Source organism: Nonomuraea sp. NPDC049655 (genome assembly GCF_044465465.1).
Taxonomy (GTDB): domain Bacteria; phylum Actinomycetota; class Actinomycetes; order Streptosporangiales; family Streptosporangiaceae; genus Nonomuraea.
Genome location: NZ_JBITLS010000014.1, coordinates 314365 through 340826 on the forward strand (window position 1 = coordinate 314365; position 26462 = coordinate 340826).

Sequence of the window (26462 nt, forward strand, 5' to 3'; positions counted from 1 at the left end):
ACGTGGCCCCATACTCGGGAGGCCGGGCGGAGCGGCGCCCTGAGGTCGGTGTTCCAGAGGGGTGTCGGGAGCGGATTCTTGACGTCGGATGTGGCACCGGCGTGGTCACGGCGGCCGCGCTCGCGGCCGGCGCCGAGGTCACCGCCGTGGACGCCGACCCCGCCATGCTGGAGCTGGTCGCCCGCCGCCACCCCGCCGCCACCGTCCGCCGGGCCACCCTGCCCGTCCTGCCGTTCGAGGACGCCTCCTTCGACGCCGTGGCGGGCAACTTCGTCGTCAACCACGTCGCCGACGTCCCGGCGACGCTCGCGGAGCTGCGCCGGGTGCTGCGTCCCGGCGGCGCCGCCGCGCTGACCTGGTGGAAGTCCGACGAGATGACGGCCACGAACGTCTTCGCCGAGGCCCTGGCGGCGGCGGGGGTGCCGTACGAACCCCCGGTCCGCCCCTTCGCCGCCGTGGACCGGCCGGAACGCTTCGCCGGGCTGCTGGAGGAGGCGGGCTTCACGGCCGTGGACGTGCGGACGCTGCGCTGGCGGCACCGGGTGGACGTCGCCGCCTGGTGGAGCGGCGTGGTCGAGGCGGGCGGCCCGCGTTTCGAGACGATCGCCCGGCAGCCGCCGGAGACCTACGCCCGCGTCCGGGCCTGCTACGACCGCCTGGCCGCCCCGTACTCCGGCACGGGCTTCCCCGTCTGCGCCTATCTGGCCCGCGGCCTGCGCTGACCGGGCGCAGCGCCGGCGGCAGCCGCACGCCGCCGGCCGACTCCTCGCCGAAGGGCGGCCCGGTGAAGATCGTGGCTACCACACCAGACTCGGACAGCCACGCGGGAGCGACGTCCGCGTCGAGCTCGCCCGCGCCCTCCGGCCCGCTCGACCAGGGCACGCACACCGACCGCCGTGTGGAAGCGTCGAGGACAGCCCCCATGAGCGGCGAGTGCTTGCGCTTTCGACGGCAACGCCCTTCAGCGGTGGGCGATCTCCTCGAACCGTACGCCCGTGAGCTGGGCGGACACCTCCCACAGCCGCCGCGCGACCTCCTCGGACCTGGCCGTCTCCGAGGGCGTGAGCAGCTTCAGCCGGGGGCCGACGAACTCGCCGCCGGTGATGTCCGGCGAGGTGGCGGCGTACAGCGAGGGGGCGGCGCCGGCGTCGGCCGACTGGAGGAACAGGCGCAGGAGGGGCTGCAGGGGCCCCAGCTTGACGAAGCGGGTCGCGGTGGCACCTGGGTGGGTGGCCACGCTGATCAGGCCCGTACCGGCGCTGCTGGCCCGCCGCTGGAGCTCCAGGGTGAAGAGCAGGTTGGCGAGCTTGGACCGTCCGTACGCGCTCATCCGGCCGTAGCCGCGTTCCAGGGCGAGGTCGTCGAAGTCGAGCCTGCCCATGGAGTGCGCGTCGCTGGAGACGGTGACCACGCGGGCGTGCGGAGCGGCCAGGAGCCGTGGCAGGAGCAGCCCGGTGAGCGCGAAGTGGCCGAGGTGGTTGGTGCCGAACTGCAGCTCCCAGCCCTCCTTGGTCAGCTGCCGGGGGATCAGGCCGATCCCGGCGTTGTTGATCAGCAGGTCCACCTTGTCCACCGTGTCGGCGAAGCGCCGGATCGAGGACTGGTCGGCCAGGTCGAGTGCGCCGTACGCGACGTCGGCCCCCGGCACGGCCCGCCGGATCTCCGCCACGGCGGCCTCGCCCCTGTCCGCCGAGCGGGCGGCCACGATGACGCGGGCTCCGTGCCGGGCCAGCTCGCGGGCGGTGGGCAGGCCGATGCCGCTGTTGGCGCCGGTCACGACGGCCGTGGTGCCGGTGAGGTCCGGGATGTCGGCGGGCGTCCAGGGGGCCATCGCCCCTCCTTGCAGGTGTACGAACGCGTTTCGTGCACCTTAGTCCAGTCGGCGGCGGGCGTGGCGCTCCTCGCGGCGCGTGACCTCCAGACGTTGCCGGACCTCCTCCAGCCGCTTGCGGGCCTTGGCGAGCTTGCGTTCCAGCCGGGCGACCTTCTCGGCGCGCTCGTCGTGGTCGCGGGTGACCGACTCCAGCGCCTCGGCCCACTCCCGGTGGGCCGCCTCGGCCTCCGCGCGCTCCTTCGCCTTTCTGGCCTCCTTGGCCTCTCGGGCCTGCCTCGCCTCGGCCTCCGCCCGCGCCCGCGCCTCGGCCGCCGCGTCCTTCCCGGCCCGCCCACGCCCACGCGCCCCGGGCCGGGGCTCGCTGGAGGCGGCGGTGGCGGACGCCGCGGTGGAAGCGGCGGTGAAAGCAGCGGGGGCGGGCGCGGGCGCGGGGGCGAAGCCGCTGTAGCTGAGCGGTTTGGCCAGGCGACCGGCCCGCACCTGGTCGGCGGCGCCGGCGTCCACGACGGCCGCGTCCAGCGTCTGGTCCACCTCCGAGGCGGCCGCCGCCGACAGGCCGCCGGCCTGCCTGGCCAGCCTCGCCACCTTGGCGGTCGCCTCGCCACGCGACCGGGTCAGCTCGGCCAGCGCCCCGGCGTCCTGCGCCTGCCAGGCCGCGCGCAGCCGCTCCCCCACGCCGAGCAGTTCGGCCAGCTCGGCGGGGTGCTCCCGGGCCAGCCGGTTGACCGCCCAGGCCGAGACGGTGGGCTTGCGCAGCTTCGCGATGTCCCGCGAGAGCCGTACGTCGCCCGCCTCCTTGGCCGCGCGGACCTCGGCCGCGCGGGCGGCGGTGAACTCCGCCGGCGGGACTGCGTAGAGGCGGCCGGCCACCTCGTCAAGATCCACACAGGACAAATACCCCACACGGCGGGGTTTGTAGCGCATAGTGGAGGCAGCCCCAGTCGAACGGAGGCCCCCGGTGTTCGAACGCTTCACCGACCGTGCGCGCAGGGTCGTCGTGCTCGCCCAGGAGGAGGCGCGGCAGCTGAGCCACGACTACATCGGCACGGAACACATCCTGCTGGGCCTCATCCGCGAGGGCGAGGGGCTGGCCGCGCTGGTGCTCGACGGCTGCGGCGTGGAGCTGGAGCACGTACGGGCCTTCGTGGAGCGCGAGGTGGGCCGCGGGGCCAGCTCGCCGAGCGGGCACATCCCCTTCACCCCGCGTGCCAAGAAGGTGCTGGAGCTGTCCCTGCGCGAGGCCCTGCAACTGCGCCACAACTACATCGGCACCGAGCACATCCTGCTCGGGCTGATCAGGGAGGGCGAGGGGCTGGCCGCCCAGGCTCTGGCGGACACCGGCGCCGACCTGACCGACGTCCGGCAGCGCCTGCTCGACCGGGTGGGCCGCGGCACCAGGGAACGTCCGACGGAGGTGTACTTCGGCGGCGGCTCTGTGCTCGCCGAACGGCTCACCCGCATCGAGGAGAGCCTGGAACGCATCGAGCGCCACCTGGGCATCGGCCCTGCCGCCGCCGACCCCGAGTCCGGCGAGCCCGAGGAGGGCCTAGGCTGAGGCCCGCGCGCCGACCGGCAGCCGCGCCTCCACGACGCCCGGGTCCTCGGTCCGGCCGAGCGAGGCGCCCAGCGTGGTCAGCAGGCCGCGCATCCGCGCGTTGTCGGCCAGCAGGGTGGCCCTGACCTCTGCGTACCCGAGGTCGCGCGCCTGCCGCACCAGCATCCGGGCCAGCACGGCGCCCAGGCCACGCCCCTGCCAGCGGTCCTCGACCAGGAAGGCCATCTCGGCGATGCCGGGGTCGGGGGTGAACATGAGGTTCGCCATCGCCACGACCTGGCCGTCGTGCCCGGCGACCAGCGAGAAGCCCCTGCCGCGGTCGCAGAGCCGGTCGAACGCGCGCGGCGGGAGAGCGGGCATCGAGGTGAAGTAGCGGAACCTGCGGGCCTCGGGCGAGCACCTGTCGTGCAGGTCGCGCACGGCCTCGCGGTAGATCGTGGTGAGCGGCCGCACGGTGATCTCGGCGCCGTCGGCCAGTTTCAGTGCGCGTTCGGACGGGGTCTGCTCGGGCGCGGGCTGGGCGAGCCGGGCGAAGGAGGCCGCGCGGGCGGCCTCGGTCAGCGTGAACGGCAGCCCGGTGCGGCGCAGCCGGACCGCGCGCCGCCGCGCCACGGGCACGACGAGCAGGGTCGGGTCGGGGAGATCGCTCACCGGTTCACCATAGATCCACCGGGCGTCGTCCGCGCGCAGCAGCTCGGCCAGCAGCTCCGGCAGCCGCCAGGGCGTGGAACGCAGCCGGGAGGCCAGCAGCAGCGCCCTGGTCGGCTCGTCGGTCAGCTCGTGGGCGGTGGCGGGCACCACCTGGACGCGCCGGCCGCCGGCGGCCTCCAGCGCCTCGCGCACGGCCTCAGGGCTCGCCGGGATGTCGGCCACGAACTCGTCGACCGTGCCGTCGGCGTCGGACTGGACGCTCAGGCCGAGGATGTTGCCGCCCCTGGCGGCCAGGGCCGAGGCCAGCGAGGCCAGCCGTCCGGGTCGCTCGTCCACCGTGGTCCGGATGCGCAAGAATCCCATGGGAGGAGCATGCCTGGGACGTGTTACATGCCCGCTAACGACGGGTTTCATCACGAATTTCGTCGTGAGATGCGCCACCTAATCCCGATATAGCAGGATATGGGGCCATGAATGCGCGAGTTCCCTTGTCGTCCGGATTCGTCAACGGTGACGTGTCCTTCTGGTACCGCTCGTCCGGGGTGCCGGAGCCCGGTCCGCGGCTCGACGGCGACCTGCAGGCCGACGTGGCGATCGTCGGGGCCGGCTACACGGGGCTGTGGACCGCGTACTACCTCAAGAAGGCCCGCCCTTCGCTCCGGGTGGTGCTGCTGGAGCAGGAGTTCGCCGGGTTCGGCGCCTCGGGGCGCAACGGCGGCTGGCTGACCGGCGACCTGGCCGGCTCCCACGAACGGTACGGCTCGGACGCCCGCCGGCTGCAGCGCGAGATGTACGCCTCCATCGACGAGGTCATCGCGGTCTGCGAGAACGAGTCGATCGACTGCGACATCGTCAAGGGCGGCGTGGTGAACGTGGCCCGCACCCCCGCCCAGGCCGACCGGCTGCGCGCCTCGGTGGACGCCGCCCGCGCCTGGGGCATCGAGGAGGCGGACCTGCGGCTGGCCGACCCCTCGGAGCACGTCCGCGTGGCGGGCGCCCTGGCGGCCTCCTGGAGCCCCCACTGCGCCCGTATCCAGCCCGCCAAGCTGGCCCAGGGGCTGGCCAGGGCCGTCCGCGACCTCGGCGTCCCGGTCTACGAGCGCACCCCGGTCACCGAGATCGCCCCCGGCCGGGCGGTGACTTCGTACGGGACGGTCACGGCGGCGTACGTCATCCGCGCCACCGAGGGCTTCACCGCCCGCCTGAACGGCCTGCGCCGCCAGTGGCTGCCCATGAACAGCTCCATGATCGTCACCGAGCCGCTCCCCGCCTCCTTCTGGGACGAGGTCGGCTGGCGGGGCGCCGAACTGCTCGGCGACCTCGCGCACTACTACATGTACGCCCAGCGCACCGCCGACGACCGCATCGCCTTCGGCGGCCGGGGCCGTCCCTACCTGTACGGCTCCCGCATCGACGCCCGCGGCCGCACCCACGAGTGGACGGTCGAGGCCCTGTGGCGGCTCCTGGTCGACTTCTTCCCCGCGGCCCGCTCCTCCTCGGTCGCGCACGCCTGGTCGGGCGTGCTGGGCGTGCCGCGCGACTGGTGCTCGACCGTGCACGTGGACCGCGCGACCGGCCTGGGCTGGGCCGGCGGCTACACCGGACACGGCGTGACCACGACGAACCTCGCCGGGCGCACCCTGCGTGATCTCATACTCGGGGAGGAGACGGAGCTGACGTCCCTGCCGTGGGTGGGGCGCAAGGTGCGCTCCTGGGAGCCCGAGCCGCTGCGCTGGATGGGGGTGCACGCGATGTACCGCCTGTACCGGGTGGCCGATCATCGGGAGCGTTCCATGCCCCGCACGTCGGCCCTGGCCCGCTTCGCCGACCTGATCACCGGCCACTGACCCCGCACTGAGAACCGCACTGAGAAAGGGAGAACCTCCTTGAACATCCTCTTCCGTGGTGGCAGCGCCTTCATCGGCGGCGCCGTGCGGCGCGACGCCGTGCTGGTGCGGGACGGGGTGATCGCCGCCGTCGGCCCGGAGGGCGAGCTGTCCCGCAGCGCCCCCGGCCACGACACCGTCGACCTGGACGGCGGCCTGCTCACCCCCGGCTTCATCGACGCGCACATGCACCCGATACAAGCCGGACTCGAACGAGCGAAGTGCGACTTGTCAGAGATCTTCGGCCTAGACACCTACATAGCCAAGATCTCCGACTACGCCACGAAAAATCCAGAAAAAGAGTGGATCGACGGCGGAGGCTGGGACATGTCAGCCTTCCCCAACGGCCTCCCCCACCGCTCCCAGCTCGACTTCCTCGACCGGCCCGCCTACCTGATCCAGCGTGACCACCACGCCGCCTGGGTCAACTCCCGCGCCCTCGACCTGGCCGGCATCACCAGGGACACCCCCGACCCCGCCGACGGCAGGATCGAGCGCGACGCCGACGGCACCCCGTCGGGCGTCCTGCACGAGGGCGCGATGGACCTCGTCGGCCTGCTGGCCCCCCGGCCCACCGCCGAGGACCAGGCCCGGGCCCTGGCCGAGGCCGAGCAGCACCTGTTCTCGCTGGGCGTCACCGGCTGGCAGGACGCCATCGTCGGCTCGTACGCCGGCTCGGACGACCAGCTTCCCACCTACCTCGACGCCGCCCGCGCGGGCCGGCTGCGCGCCCGCGTGGTGGGCGCACTGTGGTGGGACAGGACGCGCGGCGAGGACCAGATCGAGGACCTGGTCCGCAGGCGGGCCGCTGCCGAGGGGCTGGACCGGTTCGCCGCCACCTCGGTCAAGATCATGCAGGACGGCATCACGGAGAACTTCACCGCCGCGACGCTGGAGCCGTACTGCCGGTGCGGCGGCACGGGCCTGTCCTATGTCGACCCCGGCAAGCTCAAGCGGTACGTCGCCGAGCTGGACCGGCTGGGCTTCCAGGTGCACTTCCACGCCATCGGCGAACGCGCCGTGCGCGAGGCGCTGGACAGCTTCGAGGGCACCGACCCGGCCAACCGCCACCACATCGCCCACCTGCAGATCATCGAGCCGTCCGACGTGCCGCGCTTCGCCGCGCTGGGCGTCACGGCCAACCTGCAGCCCCTGTGGGCCACCCACCACGCCCAGATGGACGAGCTGACGCTGCCGTTCCTGGGTGAGCCGCGCTCGTCGTGGCAGTACCCCTTCAAGGATCTCCAGGCGCACGGCACCCGGTTCTGCGCGGGCAGCGACTGGCCGGTCTCCGACGCCGACCCGATCCAGGGCATGCACGTGGCGGTGAACCGCACCGAACCGGGCGGATCGGTGCACGCGGGCTACCCGACGGCGCAGACGCCGTTCCTGCCCGGCCAGCGCCTCGACCTGGCCACGGCGTTGAGCGCGTACACCGAGGGGTCGGCGTGGATCAACCGTTCGCCGGCGGGCGTGATCGCGCCCGGCCGCCCGGCCGACCTGGTGGTGCTCGACCGCGACCCCTTCGAGCTGCCCCCGGCCGACATCTGGACGACGCGGGTGCGCATGACGTTCGTCGACGGCGTGGCGGTGCACGGCCGATGACGCGCGAAGGGCCCCGGTGACCAGCACCAGGGCCCTTCCGCCGGCTCGCCTACCAGGGGGACTTGTTGTTGCGCAGGCGCTCCAGTGCCTCCTCGAGGATCGCCTTGCCGTCCTTGTCGCTCCGGCGCTCCTTCACGTAGGCCAGGTGCGTCTTGTACGGCTCGTTCTTGGGCGGGGCAGGCGGGGCCTCCTCGTCCTGTCCGGCGGGGAGGCCGCAACGTGGGCAATCCCACGTCTCGGGGACCGCCGCGTCGCTGGCGAAACTGGGGCGCGTCTCGTGCATGTTGGCGCACCAGAACGAGACCCGCACTCTCGGAGCTGCCTCGCCGCGCTCGGCCTCCCCCATAGGGCCGGCGCCGACTCGGCTGCCACGGATCGCGTTGCCACTACCCACGGATGAACTCCTCGCTCGATCGCCCCGCGTCGTGACACGGGGGGAGAATCACTGTCACGCGTTAATCAGTTGTCTCAAGGCCGCATGAGCAGGCCGAGAGCGATGATGCAGACGAACCAGACGGTGCCCGTGATGACGGTCAGCCGGTCGAGGTTGCGCTCCACCACCGAGGAACCACCGAAGTTCGACGAGAAACCGCCGCCGAACATGTCAGACAGGCCGCCACCCTTGCCCTTGTGGAGCAGGACGAGCAGGATCATGAGACCGCTCGCCAGGATGAGGGCGATGGAGATTCCGATTTCCACGGTATGCCTGTTCCTTCAGTGCTCTGTTACGCGTGACGATTCAAACTTGCCTCTTGAGGGTACGGCCTGGTGTCAAGTCGCACCCTCAGAACGACTCAGTTAGCCAGGCAATTCGGAGAATCGGCAGATCTTGGCGAACTCCCCGGCATCGATGCTGGCACCGCCCACGAGCGCGCCGTCGACATCGGGTTGAGCCATGATCCCCACGATATTGCCGGACTTGACCGAGCCACCGTAAAGGATACGGACCGCGGAGGCCACTTCGGGGTCGTAGAGCTCCGCGAGTCTCACCCGCAACGCTCCGCAGACCTCCTGGGCGTCCTCCGGGGTGGCCACCTCGCCCGTGCCGATCGCCCACACGGGCTCGTAGGCCACCACTATCGATTTTGCCTGCTCGGCGCTGATTTTGCGCAGGGCGCCGTCGAGTTGACCGAGACTGTGCGCGATGTGGCCGCCCTCTTGGCGCACCGCCAGCCCCTCGCCGACGCACAGGATGGGCGTGAGCGAGTGCCGGTAGGCCGCCTGCACCTTGGCGTTGACGAGGTCGTCGTCCTCGCCGTGGTACTGGCGGCGCTCGGAGTGGCCGATGACCACGTACGTGCAGCCGAGCTTGGCCAGCATGACGCCCGACACCTCGCCGGTGTAGGCGCCGCCGTCGTACTGGGACAGGTCCTGGGCCCCGTAGACGATGCGCAGCTTGTCGCCGTCGACCAGCGTCTGGACGCTGCGCAGGTCGGTGAAGGGCGGCAGGACGGCCACCTCGGCCTTGTCGAAGTCCTTGTCGCTGAGCGCGAACGCCAGCTTCTGGACCAGGGCGATGGCCTCAAGGTGATTGAGGTTCATCTTCCAGTTGCCGGCGATGAGCGGCTTGCGCTGCTGGGCCACCTCAGTCCTCCAGAGCCGCGAGTCCGGGAAGGGTCTTGCCCTCAAGGTATTCCAGGCTGGCCCCGCCGCCGGTGGAGATGTGCGAGAAACCGTCCTCGGGCAGGTCGAGCCTGCGCACGGCCGCCGCGGAGTCGCCGCCGCCGACCACGGTGAAGGCGTCGGAGCCGATGAGCGCCTCGGCCACCGCCCTGGTGCCGCCGGAGAACGCGTCGAACTCGAACACGCCCATGGGGCCGTTCCAGAAGACGGTCCTGGCGTCGGCCAGCTTGCTCGCGAACAGCTCGCGCGTCTTGGGGCCGATGTCGAGCCCCTCGCGGTCGGCCGGGATCGCGGTGGCCTCGACCACCTCGTGCTCGGCGTCGGCCGCGAAGGTGACGGCCGCCACCACGTCGACGGGCAGCACGAGGTCGACGCCCCGCTTGCCGGCCTCGGCGAGGAAGCCGCGCACCTGGTCGAGCTGGTCCTCCTGGAGCAGCGACCGGCCCACCTCGTGGCCCTGGGCCTTGAGGAAGGTGTAGGCCATGCCGCCGCCGATCAGCAGCCGGTCGACCTTGGTGAGCAGGTTGGCGATGACGCCCAGCTTGTCGGAGACCTTGGCCCCGCCCAGGACGACCACGTAGGGACGCTCGGTGTCCTCGGTCAGCCGGCGCAGCACCTCGACCTCGGCCACGACCAGCCCGCCGGCCGCGTGCGGCAGCAGCTTGGGCACGTCGTAGACGCTGGCGTGCTTGCGGTGCACCGCGCCGAAGCCGTCGCCGACGTAGAGCTCGGCCAGGGCGGCCAGCTTCTCGGCGAACGCGCCGCGGACGGCGTCGTCCTTGGACTCCTCGCCCGGCTCGTAGCGCAGGTTCTCCAGCAGGGCGACCTGGCCCTCCTGGAGGGCCTCGACCGTCTGCCGGGCGCTGTCGCCGACCACGTCGGCGGCGAAGGCGACGTCCTGGCCGAGCAGCTCGCCCAGGCGGGCGGCCACCGGCCCGAGCGAGTACTCGGGATTGACCTTGCCCTTGGGCCTGCCCAGATGGGCGCAGACGACGACCTTGGCGCCGCGCCCGGCCAGCGCCTGGATCGTCGGCACCGACGCGCGGATGCGGCCGTCGTCGGTGATCTTCTCCCCGTCGAGCGGGACGTTGAGGTCGGCGCGCACGAGCACGCGCCGCCCCTTGACGTCGAGATCGTCGAGCGTGCGCATGCTCATGCTCCTGTTCCCGCAGCGGCCTCGGTCACGCTCACAGGTCGCGGCCGACCAGCTCGATCAGGTCGGCGAGGCGGTTGGAGTAGCCCCACTCGTTGTCGTACCAGCCGACGACCTTGACCTGGTTGCCGATGACCTTGGTGAGGCCGGCGTCGAAGATGCAGGAGTGGGGGTCGGTGACGATGTCGGAGGAGACGATCTCGTCCTCGGTGTAGCTGAGGATGCCCTTGAGCGGGCCCTCGGCGGCGGCCTTGACCGCGGCGTTGACCTCCTCGGCGGTGACCTCGCGGCTGACGTCGACGGTGAGGTCGGTGGCCGAGCCGGTGGGGATCGGCACGCGCATGGCGAAGCCGTCGAGCTTGCCCTTGAGCTCGGGCAGCACCAGGCCGATGGCCTTGGCGGCGCCGGTGGAGGTGGGCACCACGTTGAGGGCGGCGGCGCGGGCGCGGCGCAGGTCCTTGTGCGGGCCGTCCTGCAGGTTCTGGTCCTGCGTGTAGGCGTGGATGGTGGTCATCAGACCCTTCTCGATGGTGAAGGTGTCGTGGAGGACCTTGGCCATCGGGGCCAGGCAGTTGGTGGTGCAGGACGCGTTGGAGATGATCGTGTGGCTGGCCGGGTCGTAGACGCCCTCGTTGACGCCCATCACGATGGTGACGTCCTCGTTCTTGGCCGGCGCGGAGATGATGACCTTCTTGGCGCCGTTGTCGGCGTGCACCTTGGCCTTGGAGGCGTCGGTGAACAGGCCGGTGGACTCCACCACGACATCGACGCCGAGGTCGCCCCAGGGCAGCTTGGCCGGGTCGCGCTCCGCGAACGCCTTGATCGCCTTGCCGTCGACGGTGATCTCGTCGCTGGAGGCCTTCACCTCGTACGGCAGACGGCCCAGGATGCTGTCGTACTTCAGCAGGTGGGCGAGCGTCGCGTTGTCGGTCAGGTCGTTGACCGCGACGATCTCGATGTCCTTGCCGCTGGCGGCGACCGCGCGCCAGAAGTTGCGACCGATGCGGCCGAAGCCGTTGACGCCTACGCGGATGCTCACGGAAACCGATCTCCTCGAACAGATGGCGGTTGAATCTCAACCACGAACACTATCGGACCCAAATTGGTTTAGACCACTGCAGGTACCGCCCTGCGTATCCCCGTTCAGGGGGCGCAATTTGCGAGCTTCGAGTAAAGTGCCCGACTCGTCGGAGTAAATTCGTGCATTCTCTGGGGGCTGAGATGTCACATAAGCGGTCCGGCCTGCTTCCTGGACTGATCGCGGGGCTGGTCGCCGCGCTGGTCTGCGCGGCGGCCCTGGGGCTCGCGGTGCTGTTCCAGGACCGGCTGCCGAAGGCCGTGGCCACGCTGGGCAACGGCCACGCCCTGTCGGTGACGCTGTCGCTCCTGATCGCGCTGCTGGTCGCCCTGGCCGTGGGCGCGGCCCGCCCGCGCAACCGGGCGCTGCCGGTGGTGGCCGCCCTGTACGCGGCGGCGGCCGTCGCCGGCGGCCAGATCTCGGGCGTGTCCATCATCCTCGGCGCCGCGCGGCACACCTCCGCGACCGGCACGCCCTTCTCCCCGCAGATCGGCGACATCACGGCGGCCAACGCCGGCGAGGGGCTTCCCCGCGCCCTGGCGGTCTACCGCGAGCCGCTCGCGCAGACGTGGCAGATGTGGCTGTACATCGCCGTCGCCGCCGTGGCCGCGCTCCTGCTGGTCACGCTGCGCGTCTTCCGCGTACGCCGCGCCGACCGGGCCGCCTTGGCCGCCCAGGAGGCGGCGGAGGAGGCCGGGCAGGAGTACCGGGCGCCCTTCGAGCCCGCGCAACCGCCCGCCCAGTCGTCCGCACAGGTGCTCGCGCAGTCGCCCGGGCAGCAGGCCGCGCCCGCGGACCTGTTCACGCCGCGCAAGCCCGCCAGGGACTGACGGACGCCCACTCAGCAGCCGCCGGGCGGCCCACAGCGCGCTTCGTCACGGCGAGCGGCCCGTGAGCCCTCACGACCGGCCATGACGGGCCTGCAGGGACGTCGGCGCGTGCGGGCCACCGCGCGAAGCCGTACGGGATGGGGGTGTCCCGGACGGCGCCGCGGGCGCCCGCACGGCGGCGAGCCCGCTACGGCGCCAGCATGTCGACGGTGAGGTTGGCCTCGGTGTTCGGGATGCCCAGGTCGGAGGCGCGCTTGTCGGCCATCGCCAGCAGCCGCCTGATGCGCCCGGCGATGGCGTCCTTGGTCAGCGGCGGGTCGGCGATCTGGCCCAGTTCCTCCAGCGACGCCTGCTTGTGCTCCACCCGCAGCCGCCCGGCCACCACCAGGTGGTCCGGCGCCTCCTCGCCGAGGATCTCCAGCGCGCGCTGCACCCGCGCGCCCGCCGCGACGGCCGCCCGCGCCGAACGCCGCAGGTTGGCGTCGTCGAAGTTGGCCAGCCGGTTGGCGGTGGCCCGCACCTCGCGGCGCATCCGGCGCTCCTCCCAGGCCAGCACGCTGTCGTGCGCGCCGAGGCGGGTGAGCAGCGCGCTGATCGCGTCGCCGTCGCGGACCACGACGCGGTCGACGCCGCGCACCTCCCGGGCCTTGGCGTGGATCTTCAGCCGCCGGGCCGAGCCGACCAGCGCGAGCGCGGCCTCCGGCCCCGGGCAGGTGACCTCCAGGGACATCGAACGCCCCGGCTCGGTCAGCGAGCCGTGCGCCAGGAAGGCGCCCCGCCAGGCCGCCTCGGCGTCGCAGGCCGCACCGGCCACGACCTGCCGGGGCAGGCCGCGCACCGGGCGCCCGTGGTTGTCGATCAGGCCCGTCTGGCGGGCCAGCGCCTCACCGTCGCGGTAGACGCGCACCACGTAGCGCGAGCCCTTGCGCAGCCCGGCCGGCGCGAGCACGAGCACCTCGGCCTTGTGGCCGAACACCTCGCCGATGTCCTTGATCAGCCGCCGCGCGGTGGCGTTGGTGTCGAGCTCGGCCTCGATCACGATGCGGCCGCCCACCAGGTGCAGGCCGCTGGCGAACCGCAGCAGCGTGGACACCTCCGCCTTGCGGCAGCACGGTTTCAGCACCGGCAGGCGGCTCAGTTCGTCCTTCACCACACCTGTCATCGCCATAAGCGTTAGTCCTTCCCCCATTCAGACCGGCTCCCGCCAGTCTCTCGCACCTTCGCGCCACGCCGACCAGGATCAACGCTTCTGGAGGAAAATCTCGTCCAGGACGGAGGCAAGACGTCGTGGGTCATGCCGGGGCGAGCCGTCGGCGGCGGCCACGTCGGCCAGGACGAGCCGGGCGCCGAGCGCCGCCGCGGCCTTGTCCAGGGCGTCGAGGTCGTCGACCACGCCGGTGTCGGCCAGCACGACGTCGAAGGCCAGGTCGGGGGCGTGCTGGCGGAGCACCTCCAGGTGCTGCTGGGGGGAGAAGTCGTCGGTCTCGCCCGGCTGGGGGGCCAGGTTGAGGGTGACGAGCCGCTTGGCCTTGCTGTCGTGCAGCGCGCGGGCCAGCTCGGGCACCTTCAGGTGCGGCAGCACGCTGGTGAACCACGAGCCCGGCCCGAACACCAGCCAGTCGGCCTCGTGCACCGCGGCGACCGCCTCAGGACGCGCCGGCGGGTCTTCCGGCACCAGGGAGATGGCCTGCACCCGACCCGGCGTGAGCGCGCAGGCGACCTGGCCGCGCACGGTCGAGGTGACGCCGTCGAGCTCGACCTCGGCCACGATGTCGAGCGGCACCGAGGCCATCGGCAGCACCCTGCCGTGCGCGCCGAGCAGCCGGCCCACCCAGTCGAGGCCGGCCACCGAGTCGCCGAGCAGCTCCCACAGCGCCACGATCAGCAGGTTGCCGACGGCGTGCCCGTGGAGCTCGCCCTCGCTGCGGAAGCGGTGCTGGACGACCTCGCTCCAGGTGATGCCCCACTCGTCGTCGCCGCACAGCGCGGCCAGCGCCATGCGCAGGTCGCCGGGCGGCAGCACGCCGAGCTCGCGGCGCAGCCGGCCGCTGGAGCCGCCGTCGTCGGCCACGGTCACCACCGCGGTCAGCCGGTCGGTCACGACCCGTAAGGCCGACAGCGAGGCGTAGAGCCCGTGGCCGCCGCCGAGGGCCACCACGCGGGGGCCGTTCAGCGGATGGGGCAGCCCCGCCTCCATACGTTCATGGGTCACTCCCGCCCCACATCCCGGTGACTGACCTGGACCTCCATGCCGCGGTCACGCAGGCGGGCGGCGACCTGCTCGGCCATGGCCACGCTGCGGTGCTTGCCGCCCGTGCAGCCCACGGCCAGGGTCGCGTAGCTCTTGCCCTCGCGGGCGTAGCCGGTGGCGACGACCTGCAGGACCTCCTCGTAGGCGTCGAGGAACTCCTTGGCGCCCGGCTGGCCGAGCACGTAGTCGCTGACCGGCGCGTCGAGGCCGTTCATCGGCCGCAGCTCGGGCACCCAGTGGGGGTTGGGCAGGAAACGGCAGTCGACGACGAGGTCGGCGTCGACCGGCAGGCCGTACTTGAACCCGAACGAGACGACGTTGAGCCGCAGCCCCGGACGGTCATCGCCGCCGAAGTAGGCGACGATCTTGTTGCGCAGGTCGTGCACGTTGTGGGACGAGGTGTCGATCACCAGGTCGGCGTTGGCCCGCACCTCGCGCAGGATGCCGCGCTCGCGGGTGATGCCGTCGACCAGGCGGCCCTCGCCCTGCAGCGGGTGGGGCCGGCGGACGTTCTCGAACCTGCGCACCAGCTCCTCGTCGCTGGCCTCGAGGAAGACGACCCGCACGCGCACGCCGCGGCCCTCCAGCTCCTCGATGGCCGCGTTGAGGTCGGTGGTGAAGGCCAGGCTGCGCACGTCGACGACCGCGGCCACCTTGTCGGCGGCCAGCTTGACCTTGCCCGCCTCCTCCGCCATCGCGAACAGCAGCCCCGGCGGCAGGTTGTCGATGACGAACCAGCCCAGGTCTTCCAGCGCCTTGGCGGCCGTGCTGCGCCCCGCCCCGGACATGCCGGTGACGATGACGAACGCCGGCTCGGTGCTCATGGCCTCACTCCGTTCGCCGACACCCTGCGCTCCCTCGCGGGTGTTCACGATGTATCTCCCTTCAGCGTCGACACGATGACCTCGGCGAGGGCCGGCCCGATGCCGGGAACCTCGCAGATCTCGGTCGCGCTGGCCTCGCGTAGCTTCTTGACGGAGCCGAAGTGCTTGAGCAACGCCTGCCTGCGCGCCGGCCCGAGGCCGGGCACGCCGTCGAGCGCGCTCTCCTTCACTGACTTGGACCTCTTGGAACGATGGTAGGTGATGGCGAACCTGTGTGCTTCGTCGCGGACGCGTTGCAGCAGGTAGAGACCCTCACTTGAACGAGGCATGATCACTGGCTGGTCGTCGCCGGGCAACCACACCTCCTCCAGCCGCTTGGCCAGGCCGCACACCGCGACGTCGTCGATGCCGAGCTCGTCGAGCGCCCGCTGCGCGGCGGCCGCCTGGGGGCCCGCGCCGTCGACGACGACCAGGTTGGGCGGGTAGGCGAACTTGCGCGGTTTGCCGGTCTCGGGGTCGATGGGCCCGTGGCCGTCGTCGTCCTCGGCGGCCAGCTCGCCGGTGGCCGAACGTTCCTCCAGGTAACGCCGGAACCGCCGCATGATCACCTCGTGGATCGAGGCGACGTCGCCCTCCTTGGTCTTGATCGCGAAGCGCCGGTACTCGCTCTTGCGCGCCAGACCGTCCTCGAAGACCACCATGGACGCCACGACGTTCTCGCCCTGCAGATGGGAGACGTCGTAGCACTCGACGCGCAGCGGCGCCTGGTCGAGGTCTAGCGCGTCGGCGATCTCCTGCAACGCCTTGCTGCGCGTGGTCAGGTCGCCGGCGCGGCGGATCTTGTGCTGGGCCAGCGACTCCTTGGCGTTGCGCTCGACGGTCTCCATCAGCGCCTTCTTGTCGCCGCGCTGCGGGACGCGCACCTCGACCCGGGCCCTGCGCTGCTCGGTCAGCAGCTCGGCGACCGCCTCGGCGTCGGGCGGCAGCGCGGGCACGAGCACCTCGCGCGGCATCGACTCGGGGCCGGCCTCACCGTACATCTGCAGCAGGAACTGCTCCACCAGCTCGCCGGGCGAGGTCTCCTCGACCTTGTCGACCACCCAGCCCCGCTGACCGCGGATGCGGCCCCCGCGCACGTAGAACACCTGGACGGCGGCCTCCAGCGGATCCTCGGCCAGCGCGATCACGTCGGCGTCGGTGGCCTCGCCGAGCACCACGGCCTGCTTCTCCAGCGCGCGCTGCAGCGCCTGGATGTCGTCGCGCAGCCGGGCCGCCCGCTCGTACTCCTGCTCGGCGGCGGCCTCGCGCATGTCCTTCTCAAGGCGTTTGATGAAGCGGGTGGTGTTGCCCGCCATGAAGTCGCAGAAGTCTTCGGCCAGCTCGCGGTGCTCCTGCGGGGTCACCCGGCCCACGCACGGCGCCGAGCACTTGTCGATGTAGCCCAGCAGGCACGGACGGCCGATCTGCCCGGCCCGCTTGAACACCCCGGCGCTGCACGTGCGCACCGGGAAGACGCGCAGCAGCAGGTCGACGGTCTCGCGGATGGCCCAGGCGTGCGAGTAGGGGCCGAAGTAGCGGGTGCCCTTGCGCTTGGCGCCCCGCAGGACCTGGACGCGCGGGAAATCCTCCCCCATCGTCACCGCGAGGTAGGGGTAGGACTTGTCGTCGCGGTACTTGACGTTGAAGCGCGGGTCGAACTCCTTGATCCAGGAGTATTCGAGCTGCAGCGCCTCGACCTCGGTGCCGACGACGGTCCAGTCGACGTCGGCGGCCGTCGTGAGCATCGACTGGGTGCGCGGGTGCAGCGCGGAGAAGTCGGCGAAGTAGGAGTTGAGCCGCTGCCGCAGGCTCTTGGCCTTGCCGACGTAGATCACCCGGCCGTGCGCGTCCCTGAACCGGTAGACCCCCGGCGACTCGGGGATCGAACCTGGTCTGGGCCGGAAACTCAAGGGGCTGCCCGCTGCTCTCGCCACGGTCAAAGACTAGTAGGCGCCACCGACAAGGTGACCCGCCGAGCCTTCGGACGGCACGACGGGGCTCACCGCGTTCTCGGGTCAGGCCATGGATCACGCCGGCGGTCAGGCCAGGGTGATCTGGTCGCCCTCCACCTTGATCTGCTGGGCGGCCAGCGGCTTGTCGGCCGGGCCGTTGGTGACCGAGCCGTCGGCGATGTTGAACTTGCTGCCGTGGCACGGGCACACGATCGCGCCGTCCGCGACGCTGCCCACGGGGCAGCCCTTGTGCGTGCAGATCGCGCTGAAGGCCTTGAATTCACCCGCCGTCGGCTGCGTCACCACGATCTTCTGGTCCTTGAAGATCGTGCCGCCGCCGACGGGGATGTCGGCGGTCTTGGCCAGCGCGCCGCCGGCCTGCGGGGCACTCGACTGCGGGGCGCTGGACTGCGATGCGCCCGGCTGCGCCGCGCTCGACTGGCCGCCCGCGTCGGGGGCGGTGGCCGCCGGGGTCTCGGTGCTTCCGCCGCAGGCGCTGATCGCCAGGGCCAGCCCGCCCGCGCCCACGCCCGCTATCACTGCCCGACGGCTTCGAAGGTCATCTCCCATGCGTTCCACCCAACCGGAGGCAGGTGAGAAATTCATGAGACGGGGATTAGGCGAGTCTGATCTTGTCGCCGTCCACGGTGATCTTCTTCTCGGCGAGCGGCGCGCCGGCGGGGCCGTCGGCCACCGAACCGTCCTCGATCTTGAACTTGCTGCCGTGGCAGGGGCAGTTGATGGTGCCGTTCGAGACGCTGGCGACCGTGCATCCCGCATGGGTGCAGATCGCCGTGAACGCCTTGAACTCTCCCTCGATCGGCTGCGTCACCACGACCTTCTGGTCCTTGAAGACCGCACCGCCGCCGACCTGGATGTCGCCGGTGTCGGCCAGCGCCTTGGCCTTCTTCTTCACCTTCTTCTTGGGCTCCGACGACGGCTCTCCGGCGGCCGTTTCCTCGGTGGCCGGCGCCTCGTTCGCCGCCGTCGTCGGCGAACCGTAGCTCGCGCACGCCGTCAGAACCGCCGCGAGCCCGGCGCCTCCGGCGCCGAGCATGACCGTCCGGCGCGTCGTTTCTGTCATGGTGCGTCCTCCCAGGTCTCGGTCTCACATGCAGGTACGGCCGGCGCCCCCGCACCGGTTCAGCCTGCACGCCCCCAATCCCGGAAACCACGCACAATTACCCAGAACAAGCCTTCCCCGGCCCGCCCCCGAGCGCCACCCTCAGCCCGCCCCCTCAGACCGTCCCTGAGCCCACGCTCTCCGAGCGCGCCCTCAGCCCCATCCCGAGACAGGCCCTCAGACCATGTCCTGAGCCACGACCTCAGACCCCGGCCTCAGACCCCGGCCTCAGACCCCGGCCTCAGACCCCGGCCTCAGACCCCGGCCTCAGACCACGACGATGCCGTCGCCCTCCACCTTGACCTGGTAGACCGTCAGTGGCGCGGTCGCGGGCCCCTTGGTGGCCTGGCCGCTGTCGGCGGCGAACTCGCTGCCGTGGCACGCACACGTGATGACGTTGTCCTTGGGCGTGCCCACCGTGCATCCCTTGTGCGTGCAGACCGCGCTGAACGCCTTGTAGACGCCCTTCGTGGGCTGCGTGATCACGATCCGCCACTCCTGCACGATCGTGCCGCCGCCGACGGGTACGTCCGCCGTCTTGGCGAGCACCTTGCCCTTGATCCCCGACGCGGGTTGCGCCTTGGCGTCCCCCGCCCCGCACCCGGCCAGCGCCAGCCCGCACGCGGCCACCCCGGCCACGCCGAGCATCTCGCGCCGCCCGATGCCGCCACCGTTTTCGGGCATGGCTTCGCCCTGATTCGTCACCGTCATGAATTAGCCGACCCTTCGCGTCTCCGCCGACCCCCAGCAGGTCAAGCCGTTACCCGTGCTTCAACTTTATTGGCCCCACCCCTCGGTCCGCCCATCGGGTGACCGATACGGTCACCGTCGCGGCAACGATCGGTCGGCGCACGGTCGGCGCACGGTCAGCGGACGGTGCGCCCGCGGTCAGCGCCGGGCGCGAGCGTGTCGCTCATGACACTCACCGAGACTCCCAAGCCCACGACGTCCGGGCCGCGCTGGTGGCGGCGTCCGTGGGTGGCTCCGCTCGTGGTGGTGGCGATCGCGTTCGTCGCCTTCTCGCTGCCGCCCTACCTGTCGCTGGACCCGAGCCGGTCGCGGGTGCCGGCGCCCGACTTCTTCCCGCCGCACTTCGCGGTGCTCTCCCTGCACGTGATCTTCGGCTCGATCGCGATGATCTCGTGCTGCCTGCAGGTCTGGCCGTGGTTCCGCGCCCGCCACCCGCGGGCCCACCGCGTGATCGGCCGGGTGTACGTCTTCGGCGGCTGCCTGCCCGGCGGCCTGCTGGGCCTGGTGGTCAGCCTGGCCACGCCCTTCGGCCCGGTGACCAGGGCCAGCGGGGTGGTGCTGGCGCTGCTCTGGCTGGGCTGCACCCTGGCCGGCTGGCGGATGGCCAGGCAGCGCAGGTTCGTCGATCACCGCAGGTGGATGATCCGCAGCTTCGCCCTGACGATGTCGATCATCACCAACCGGCTGTGGGGCGCGGTGTTCGTCATCACGCTGTCACCGCAGCTCGACACCACCTTCCACGGCGACCAGGCGCTGCTGGCCGCCACGGTCGGCGCGCTGAGCGCCTGGCTGGGCTGGGTGCTGCCGCTGCTGTTCGCCGAGTGGTGGCTGGAGCGCGGCGACGCCGCCAAGCGCCGCCGCCGCGCCCGCGCCACCGTCCTGACTCCCGGCGAAACCCCAGCCACCACCTGACCCAGGTGAGCCCCAGCCGCACCGAGCCACCACCAGCCTCACAGCGAGACACAGCCGCACCCGAGCCGGCCCCTGCCTCAGAGCGAGAGGATCTTCCGCAGGAAGCGGCCGGTGTGGCTCTCGTTGACCAGCGCCACCTCTTCGGGCGTGCCCGCGGCCACGAGCGTGCCGCCGCGGGACCCGCCTTCGGGGCCCATGTCGATGATCCAGTCGGCGGTCTTGATGACGTCGAGGTTGTGCTCGATGACGATCACCGTGTTCCCGCCGTCGACCAGCCGCCCGAGCACGCCGAGCAGCCGGCGGATGTCCTCGAAGTGCAGGCCGGTGGTGGGTTCGTCGAGCACGTAGATCGTCCGGCCGATCTGGCGCCGCTGCAGCTCGGAGGCGAGCTTGACGCGCTGCGCCTCGCCGCCGGACAACGTGGTCGCCGGCTGCCCGAGCCGCACGTAGCCCAGGCCGACGTCGTTGAGCGTCTGCAGGTGCCGCTTGATCGCCGGGATCGCGTCGAAGAAGGCCAGCGCCTCCTCGATCGGCATGTCGAGCACCTCGGCGATCGTCTTGCCCTTGTAGTGGACCTCCAGCGTCTCCCGGTTGTACCGGGCGCCGTGGCAGACCTCACAGGGGACGTAGACGTCCGGCAGGAAGTTCATCTCGATCTTGATCGTGCCGTCGCCCGCGCACGCCTCGCAGCGCCCGCCCTTGACGTTGAAGCTGAACCGCCCGGGCTGGTAGCCGCGCACCTTGGCCTCGGCCGTCTGGGCGAACAGCTTGCGCACGTGGTCGAAGACCCCGGTGTACGTGGCCGGGTTGGAGCGCGGCGTACGGCCGATCGGCGACTGGTCGACGTGCACGACCTTGTCCACCTGGTCCATGCCGTTGATGCGGGAGTGCCGCCCCGGCACCGTGCGGGCGCCGTTGAGCTCCTTGGCCAGCGCGTTGTAGAGGATGTCGTTGACCAGCGTCGACTTGCCCGACCCGGACACGCCGGTCACCGCCGTGAACACGCCCAGGGGGAACTCGATGTCGACGCCCTTGAGGTTGTGCTCGCGCGCGCCCTTGACCGTGATCTGCCGCTTCTTGTCGCGCTTGCGGCGCTTGGCCGGGATCGGGATGCTCCGGCGCCCCGACAGGTACTGGCCGGTCATGGACTCCTCGCTGGCGAGGAGCTCCTGGACGGTGCCGGACACCACGACCTGGCCGCCGTGCTCGCCGGCGCCGGGACCGATGTCGACCACCCAGTCGGCGGCGGCGATGGTGTCCTCGTCGTGCTCGACGACGATCAGCGTGTTGCCCATGTCGCGCAGCCTGATCAGCGTGTCGAGCAGGCGCATGTTGTCACGCTGGTGCAGGCCGATGGACGGCTCGTCCAGCACGTAGAGGACGCCGACCAGCCCGGAGCCGATCTGCGTGGCCAGCCGGATGCGCTGGGCCTCGCCACCGGCGAGGGTGGCGGCGGCGCGGTCCATGGTCAGGTAGTCGAGGCCGACGTCGAGCAGGAAGCCCATACGGGCGTTGATCTCCTTGACCACCCGCTCGGCGATGTGCATGTCACGGTCGGACAGCTTGAGTTCGGCCAGGAACTTGGCGCACTCGCCGATCGACATGGCCGCGACCTCGGCGATCGACCGGTCGTCGACCGTGACGGCGAGGGTGACCGGCTTGAGCCGGGCGCCCTTGCAGGCCGGGCACGGGATCTCGCGCATGTAGCCCTCGAAGCGCTCGCGCGTGGCGTCGCTCTCGGCCTCGGCGTGCCGGCGCTGCACCCAGGGGATGACGCCGTCGAAGGTGGTGTAGTAGGAGCGCTGGCGGCCGTAGCGGTTGCTGTAGCGGACGTGCACCTGCTCGTCGTGGCCGTACAGCAGCGACTTCTGGGCCTTCTTGGGCAGCCGCTCCCACGGCGTGTCGAGGGTGAACCCGACCGTGTGGCCGAGCGCCTCGATCAGCCGGACGAAGTATTCGCTGGTGTGGCCGCCCGACCACGGGTGCAGCGCGCCGTCGCCGAGCGTGCGCTCGGGGTCGGGCACCACCAGGTCGGGGTCGACCTCCATCTTGGTGCCGAGGCCGGTGCACTCGGGGCAGGCGCCGAAGGGCGAGTTGAAGGAGAACGAGCGCGGCTCCAGCTCCTCGAACGACAGGTCGTCGTAGGGGCAGTAGAGGTGCTCGGAGTAGAAGCGCTCACGGCCCGGGTCGTCTTCCGGCAGGTCGACGAACTCCAGCGTGATCGTGCCGCCGGACAGCTGCAGCGCGGTCTCGACGGAGTCGGTGAGCCGGCGGCGCGAGGACTCCTTGACCGACAGGCGGTCGACGATGACCTCGATGTCGTGCTTCTCGTACTTCTTCAGCGTCGGCGGCTCCTCCAGCCGCACGACCGTGCCGTCGACCCTGGCCCGCGCGAAGCCCTTGGTCTGCAGCTCGCGGAACAGCTCGGCGTATTCGCCCTTGCGGCCACGGATGACGGGGGCGAGCACCTGGAAACGGGTGCCCTCCTCCAGGTCCATCACGCGGTCGACGATCTGCTGCGGCATCTGCCGGGCGATCGGACGGCCGCAGGCAGGGCAGTGGGGCTTGCCGATGCGCGCCCACAGCAGGCGCAGGTAGTCGTAGACCTCGGTGATGGTGCCGACGGTGGAGCGGGGGTTCTTGCTGGTGGCCTTCTGGTCGATGGACACCGCGGGCGACAGGCCCTCGATGAAGTCGACGTCGGGTTTGTCCATCTGGCCGAGGAACTGGCGGGCGTAGGCCGACAAGGACTCGACGTAGCGCCGCTGGCCCTCAGCGAAGATCGTGTCGAAGGCCAGGCTCGACTTGCCGGAGCCGGAGAGGCCGGTGAAGACGATCAGCGAGTCTCGCGGCAGGTCAAGCGAGACGTCCTTGAGGTTGTGTTCTCGTGCACCACGCACGATCAGGCGGTCTGCCACGGCGATCCCGGAGGTCGAAAGGCGGATAGGTCCACGGGGGATGGTAGACGGGGGCACCGACATTTTCGGCGAGCCGATCCCCGGCCCCCGAAAATCCGTCCTTCACAGGTTACGGCCATCTCCCGCGTCGGCAGGAGCCCTTTGAGAGTCAACCACTTGACCTGCCGCTTTATGCCCGCACCCGACCTTGGACACCTAAGTGATGAAATATCCGGACATGACTGTTCTACCCGCGGTACAGGCCGAACTCGCCTCCGCGACCGACCGGCTGCTGGCCACGGCCGCGTCCCTGTCCGACGCCGACGTCGCGGCCCCGTCCCTGCTGCCCGGCTGGACCAGAGGGCACGTGCTCGCCCACCTGGCCGGCAACGCCCGCTCCCACCTCCGCCTGCTCACCTGGGCCAGGACGGGCGTCGAGACCCCGCAGTACACCTCCCTGGAGGCCAGGACCGCCGAGATCGAGGCCGCCGCCGCCCGTCCGGCCGCGCGCCACCTGGCCGACCTTGCCGACAGCGCCGCGCGTCTGGCCGCCGCGATCCGCGATCTGCCCGCCGTGGCGTGGCAGGCGTCCGTACGGGGCATGCGGCCGCCGCCGCATCCAGCCTGGTACGTCCTGGTACGCCGGCTGCGCGAGGTGGGCATGCACCACGTGGACCTCGGCACCGGGTACGGCCCCCACGACTGGCCGGAGACGTTCGTCCGCCGCGAACTGCACGACCTCCGCCGATCCTGGCCGTACGGCCGCAGCACGGTGAGCGAGGTCGTCCTGACCGGCGAGCCGGGGCAAAGGTGGCAGAACCTCGGCCACGGGCCGGCGGTCCAGGGCCGACCGGCCGACATGCTGGCCTGGTTGACGGGAAGGTCGGACGGCGAGGGCGTTACCCTGGTGCCCGCGGGACAGCCGTCGCCGCCTGGTGACGGTGGCGCGCTCCTTCCCGAGCCGCCGCCGTGGCTGACGATGCCGGCCCCCGCTGATCTGCCCGCGACGCCCCCGAAGGACTACCCATGACCTACACCGGCGACGTCCGGGTCGGCGGCCCCGCCGACGTGCGCGAGCTGCCCGCCCTGACCATCTCCAAGCTGGCGGTCGGCCCCCACGACAACAACGCCTACCTGCTGCGTTCCACCGAGACCGGCGACGAGCTGCTGATCGACGCCGCGGCCGACGCCGACCGGCTGCTGGCGCTCGTCGGCGACCAGCCGCTCGGCGCGATCGTCACCACCCACCAGCACGGCGACCACTGGCAGGCCCTCGAACAGGTGGCCAGGGTCACCGGCGCCGAGGTGATCGCCCATCCGCTCGACGCGCCCGCCCTGCCCGTCCCGGTCGGCCGCACGGTCGACCACGGCGACACGATCGCCCTCGGCCCGGTCAGCCTGGAGGTCATCCACCTGCGCGGCCACACCCCGGGCTCGATCGCGCTGCTCTACGACGGCGGCCCCGACGGCCGTCACCTGTTCACCGGCGACTCCCTGTTCCCCGGCGGGGTGGGCAACACCGGCAGGGACCCGGAGCGTTTCGAGCGGCTCTACACCGACGTGACCGAGCGCATCTTCGACCGTCTGCCCGACGACACCTGGGTCTACCCCGGTCACGGCAAGGACACGACGCTCGGCGCCGAACGTCCCTCGTTGCCCGAATGGAAGGCCAGAGGCTGGTAGCTCACCCGCCCGCGGCCAGCACGCGCACGATGCGCCCGGCCGCCAGGGCGGGATCGTCGGCCAGGCCCACGAGCTCGCCCCACGACCAGCGGTAGAACCACCCTTCGGGCAGCGGCACGCAGTCGATCGTCTCGGCCAGCAGCGCGGTGTCGGGATCGCTGATCCGCAGCGCGGGCGGGTTGGCCCGCAGGGTGGCGGTCAGCCCGCGCTGCTCCAGCTCGGCGGCCAGCTTGCCGAGGTAGTACGTACGTGTGTGCTCGCGCGGCATGGCCGACATGTATCCATCAAAGCCGAAGATGGATGAAAAATCCCCTAGTTGCCGATTCGCTCGGCTTCCTTGCGCAGCTCCCGCTTGTAGAACAACATGCGCAGCGGGATGGCCGCGACGAGCGCGATCTGCATGGTCGCGCCGATCTTGATCGGCAGGTCGCCGCCTTCCGGCCAGGCCACCCAGAACGTGAGGAAGGCCACGTTCACCATGATCCACCCGAGGACGACCGCCGCGAGCTGTCCCTTCGGCTTGGGGTACTCGATCCGGCTGACCATCAGCCAGGCCACGCCGAGCACCGCGAACAGCGCCCAGATGCTGGGCTGGAACAGCAGCACGATGGAGATCACGGTCATGGCGCCCATGGGGATGGGCAGGCCCATGAAGTCGCCGCTCTTGGTTTTGACGCACGCGAAGCGCGCCAGGCGTACGACACCGGCGACCAGCACGGCCGCCGCGGCGGTGACCACCGCGATGAACGGCACCGAAGGCGGCGCGCCGACACCCCAGATCACGACCATGAACGCGGGCGCGAACCCGAAGCTGATCACGTCGGCCAGGTTGTCCAGCTCGGCGCCCATCGCCGAGGCGCGGAAGCGCCGCGCGACGAGCCCGTCGAACAGGTCGCAGGTCGCGCCGATGAGCAGCAGGACGATGGCGGTGGCGAAGTAGCTCGGCGTGGGCGTGAACTTGCCGTCGGCGACCGTGAGCTGCTGAATCGCCGAGTAGGCCAGGACGCAGACGGCGAGGAACCCGCAGACCGCGTTGCCCAGCGAGAGCGAGTCCGCGGCGGACAGGCGGAACGCCTTGCCCACGGGACCGCGGGGCTCTTCCTCACCCGCCTGCCAGCTGCCGGCGTCAGCCGTGGTCAATTCTGGTCACCCCCGCAACCGTCTTCTCCCCCACGGTGACCGCGGGCGAGATGCCTTCGGGAAGGTAGATGTCGACCCGCGAGCCGAACCGGATGAGCCCGATGCGCTCGGTCTGCGCCACCTTCGCCCCGGCGCTCAGGTACGGCACGATCCGGCGCGCCACGGCGCCCGCGATCTGCACCATCTCGATGTCGCCCAGCGCGGTCTCGAAATGCCACACCACGCGCTCGTTCTGGTCACTGTCCTTGTTGAACGCCGGCAGGAACCCACCTGCGACATGCTGCACGGACGTGACATTTCCCGCAAGAGGGGCACGATTGACGTGCACGTTCAGGGGGCTCATGAAGATCGCGACGCGGGTGCGGCCGTCCGGCCAGGGGTCGATGCTCTGCACCACGCCGTCGGCGGGCGACAGGATGCGCCCCTCGCCAGGAGTGCGCTCGGGGTCGCGGAAGAACCAGAGCATGCCGCCCGTGAGCGCACCCAGCGGGGCCGCAGCCAGGGCCCAGCGCCGGTCTCGGCGCGTCAGCAGCGCGGTGGCGGCCGCCGCGGCCGCCGTCGGGAGGAGCCACGGGGAGACCCCGCGCGCGAGCCGGACGCGGCTCGACTTAGCAGAATCGTCTGACACGTACAACCTTTGGTGGTGACTGGACTAGGCGCTTTGCCATGCTGTTAC

The 26462-nt window shown here is 71.4% G+C and carries 26 protein-coding genes and 1 pseudogene; 8 read left to right on the forward strand and 19 right to left on the reverse strand.

Going from position 1 to position 26462, the window contains the following annotated elements:
- Window positions 1-2 precede the first annotated feature (2 nt).
- Window positions 3-722 (forward strand): class I SAM-dependent methyltransferase, encoded by a 720-nt coding sequence (locus ACIBQ6_RS38805; protein ID WP_397218236.1) that lies wholly within the window; start codon window positions 3-5, stop codon window positions 720-722.
- Between the two features lie 239 nt (window positions 723-961).
- Here the strand turns inward: ACIBQ6_RS38805 and ACIBQ6_RS38810 are convergent, their stop codons facing one another.
- Together ACIBQ6_RS38810 and ACIBQ6_RS38815 are read right to left on the reverse strand one after the other, a co-directional pair.
- Window positions 962-1831 carry an oxidoreductase gene (locus tag ACIBQ6_RS38810; protein WP_397218183.1) on the reverse strand — a complete coding sequence of 290 codons (870 nt, stop codon included), beginning with the start codon at window positions 1829-1831 and terminating at the stop codon, window positions 962-964.
- Window positions 1832-1870: 39 nt separating this feature from the next.
- A complete protein-coding gene (locus ACIBQ6_RS38815) occupies window positions 1871-2719 on the reverse strand; it encodes a hypothetical protein (protein ID WP_397218185.1) in 849 nt (282 codons plus the stop codon).
- Window positions 2720-2792: 73 nt separating this feature from the next.
- Between ACIBQ6_RS38815 and ACIBQ6_RS38820 the strand changes: the two are divergent.
- A pseudogene (locus ACIBQ6_RS38820) lies at window positions 2793-3209 on the forward strand (Clp protease N-terminal domain-containing protein); the annotation flags it as partial.
- A gap of 171 nt (window positions 3210-3380) precedes the next feature.
- On the opposite strand, the gene ACIBQ6_RS38825 reads toward ACIBQ6_RS38820, so the two are convergent.
- The gene (locus ACIBQ6_RS38825; RefSeq protein ID WP_358300185.1) at window positions 3381-4403 is read right to left on the reverse strand and encodes a GNAT family N-acetyltransferase; all 1023 of its coding nucleotides are present in this window, start codon (window positions 4401-4403) and stop codon (window positions 3381-3383) included.
- A gap of 107 nt (window positions 4404-4510) precedes the next feature.
- Here ACIBQ6_RS38825 and ACIBQ6_RS38830 point away from each other — a divergent pair, with 107 nt between their 5' ends.
- Window positions 4511-5887, forward strand: a complete 1377-nt coding sequence (locus ACIBQ6_RS38830) for an NAD(P)/FAD-dependent oxidoreductase (RefSeq protein ID WP_397218188.1) — start codon at window positions 4511-4513, stop codon at window positions 5885-5887.
- Between the two features lie 39 nt (window positions 5888-5926).
- Window positions 5927-7531 carry an amidohydrolase gene (locus tag ACIBQ6_RS38835; protein WP_397218190.1) on the forward strand — a complete coding sequence of 535 codons (1605 nt, stop codon included), beginning with the start codon at window positions 5927-5929 and terminating at the stop codon, window positions 7529-7531.
- A 49-nt stretch (window positions 7532-7580) separates the two neighbouring features.
- Here the strand turns inward: ACIBQ6_RS38835 and ACIBQ6_RS38840 are convergent, their stop codons facing one another.
- The 5 genes from ACIBQ6_RS38840 to gap all read right to left on the reverse strand — a co-directional run bounded on the left by ACIBQ6_RS38840 (window position 7581) and on the right by gap (window position 11346).
- Window positions 7581-7925 (reverse strand): RNA polymerase-binding protein RbpA, encoded by a 345-nt coding sequence (locus ACIBQ6_RS38840; protein ID WP_103961760.1) that lies wholly within the window; start codon window positions 7923-7925, stop codon window positions 7581-7583.
- Between the two features lie 74 nt (window positions 7926-7999).
- A complete protein-coding gene (gene secG / locus ACIBQ6_RS38845; RefSeq protein WP_090942947.1) occupies window positions 8000-8230 on the reverse strand; it encodes a preprotein translocase subunit SecG in 231 nt (76 codons plus the stop codon).
- Between the two features lie 99 nt (window positions 8231-8329).
- Complete coding sequence (tpiA, locus tag ACIBQ6_RS38850) at window positions 8330-9115, reverse strand: triose-phosphate isomerase (RefSeq protein ID WP_357705739.1); 786 nt, start codon at window positions 9113-9115, stop codon at window positions 8330-8332.
- Between the two features lies 1 nt (window position 9116).
- Window positions 9117-10304, reverse strand: a complete 1188-nt coding sequence (locus ACIBQ6_RS38855) for a phosphoglycerate kinase (RefSeq protein WP_397218192.1) — start codon at window positions 10302-10304, stop codon at window positions 9117-9119.
- A 37-nt stretch (window positions 10305-10341) separates the two neighbouring features.
- Window positions 10342-11346, reverse strand: coding sequence for a type I glyceraldehyde-3-phosphate dehydrogenase (gap, locus tag ACIBQ6_RS38860; RefSeq protein ID WP_352364430.1), 1005 nt, complete (start codon window positions 11344-11346; stop codon window positions 10342-10344).
- A gap of 182 nt (window positions 11347-11528) precedes the next feature.
- On the opposite strand from gap, the gene ACIBQ6_RS38865 reads away from it, so the two are divergent.
- The gene (locus ACIBQ6_RS38865; RefSeq protein ID WP_397218194.1) at window positions 11529-12215 is read left to right on the forward strand and encodes a hypothetical protein; all 687 of its coding nucleotides are present in this window, start codon (window positions 11529-11531) and stop codon (window positions 12213-12215) included.
- 187 nt (window positions 12216-12402) lie between these two features.
- Here the strand turns inward: ACIBQ6_RS38865 and whiA are convergent, their stop codons facing one another.
- The 7 genes from whiA to ACIBQ6_RS38900 form a co-directional block, all read right to left on the reverse strand.
- On the reverse strand, window positions 12403-13383 hold the full coding sequence (gene whiA, locus ACIBQ6_RS38870; RefSeq protein WP_138714326.1) for a DNA-binding protein WhiA: 981 nt from the start codon (window positions 13381-13383) through the stop codon (window positions 12403-12405).
- A gap of 72 nt (window positions 13384-13455) precedes the next feature.
- A complete protein-coding gene (yvcK, locus tag ACIBQ6_RS38875) occupies window positions 13456-14412 on the reverse strand; it encodes a uridine diphosphate-N-acetylglucosamine-binding protein YvcK (RefSeq protein ID WP_352323040.1) in 957 nt (318 codons plus the stop codon).
- 11 nt (window positions 14413-14423) lie between these two features.
- Entirely contained in the window at window positions 14424-15290 is an 867-nt protein-coding gene (gene rapZ / locus ACIBQ6_RS38880) for an RNase adapter RapZ (RefSeq protein ID WP_352323031.1), read from the reverse strand.
- Between the two features lie 44 nt (window positions 15291-15334).
- The gene (gene uvrC / locus ACIBQ6_RS38885) at window positions 15335-17239 is read right to left on the reverse strand and encodes an excinuclease ABC subunit UvrC (protein WP_397218238.1); all 1905 of its coding nucleotides are present in this window, start codon (window positions 17237-17239) and stop codon (window positions 15335-15337) included.
- A 129-nt stretch (window positions 17240-17368) separates the two neighbouring features.
- On the reverse strand, window positions 17369-17821 hold the full coding sequence (locus ACIBQ6_RS38890) for a Rieske (2Fe-2S) protein (RefSeq protein WP_397218195.1): 453 nt from the start codon (window positions 17819-17821) through the stop codon (window positions 17369-17371).
- A gap of 76 nt (window positions 17822-17897) precedes the next feature.
- Window positions 17898-18338 (reverse strand): Rieske (2Fe-2S) protein, encoded by a 441-nt coding sequence (locus ACIBQ6_RS38895; RefSeq protein ID WP_397218197.1) that lies wholly within the window; start codon window positions 18336-18338, stop codon window positions 17898-17900.
- 333 nt (window positions 18339-18671) lie between these two features.
- Window positions 18672-19088 carry a Rieske (2Fe-2S) protein gene (locus ACIBQ6_RS38900; RefSeq protein ID WP_358300207.1) on the reverse strand — a complete coding sequence of 139 codons (417 nt, stop codon included), beginning with the start codon at window positions 19086-19088 and terminating at the stop codon, window positions 18672-18674.
- Window positions 19089-19319: 231 nt separating this feature from the next.
- Here ACIBQ6_RS38900 and ACIBQ6_RS38905 point away from each other — a divergent pair, with 231 nt between their 5' ends.
- Window positions 19320-20066, forward strand: coding sequence for a DUF2306 domain-containing protein (locus tag ACIBQ6_RS38905; RefSeq protein WP_358300209.1), 747 nt, complete (start codon window positions 19320-19322; stop codon window positions 20064-20066).
- Window positions 20067-20143: 77 nt separating this feature from the next.
- Here ACIBQ6_RS38905 and uvrA read toward each other — a convergent pair whose 3' ends face one another.
- Window positions 20144-22984, reverse strand: coding sequence for an excinuclease ABC subunit UvrA (gene uvrA / locus ACIBQ6_RS38910; protein WP_397218199.1), 2841 nt, complete (start codon window positions 22982-22984; stop codon window positions 20144-20146).
- A 217-nt stretch (window positions 22985-23201) separates the two neighbouring features.
- On the opposite strand from uvrA, the gene ACIBQ6_RS38915 reads away from it, so the two are divergent.
- Both ACIBQ6_RS38915 and ACIBQ6_RS38920 read left to right on the forward strand, forming a co-directional pair.
- A complete protein-coding gene (locus ACIBQ6_RS38915) occupies window positions 23202-23993 on the forward strand; it encodes a maleylpyruvate isomerase family mycothiol-dependent enzyme (RefSeq protein WP_397218200.1) in 792 nt (263 codons plus the stop codon).
- A complete protein-coding gene (locus ACIBQ6_RS38920) occupies window positions 23990-24646 on the forward strand; it encodes an MBL fold metallo-hydrolase (RefSeq protein ID WP_352323038.1) in 657 nt (218 codons plus the stop codon). Before ACIBQ6_RS38915 ends, ACIBQ6_RS38920 begins: the two co-directional genes overlap by 4 nt.
- A 1-nt stretch (window position 24647) precedes the next feature.
- Here the strand turns inward: ACIBQ6_RS38920 and ACIBQ6_RS38925 are convergent, their stop codons facing one another.
- Genes ACIBQ6_RS38925 through ACIBQ6_RS38935 form a run of 3 tightly spaced genes read right to left on the reverse strand, consistent with a single transcriptional unit; the run spans window position 24648 to window position 26414 of the window.
- Entirely contained in the window at window positions 24648-24923 is a 276-nt protein-coding gene (locus tag ACIBQ6_RS38925) for a hypothetical protein (RefSeq protein ID WP_397218202.1), read from the reverse strand.
- 35 nt (window positions 24924-24958) lie between these two features.
- Window positions 24959-25786, reverse strand: a complete 828-nt coding sequence (pssA, locus tag ACIBQ6_RS38930; protein WP_357983442.1) for a CDP-diacylglycerol--serine O-phosphatidyltransferase — start codon at window positions 25784-25786, stop codon at window positions 24959-24961.
- Entirely contained in the window at window positions 25773-26414 is a 642-nt protein-coding gene (locus ACIBQ6_RS38935; protein WP_352329585.1) for a phosphatidylserine decarboxylase, read from the reverse strand. The genes pssA and ACIBQ6_RS38935 overlap by 14 nt, the downstream gene beginning before the upstream one ends.
- Window positions 26415-26462: the final 48 nt, after the last annotated feature.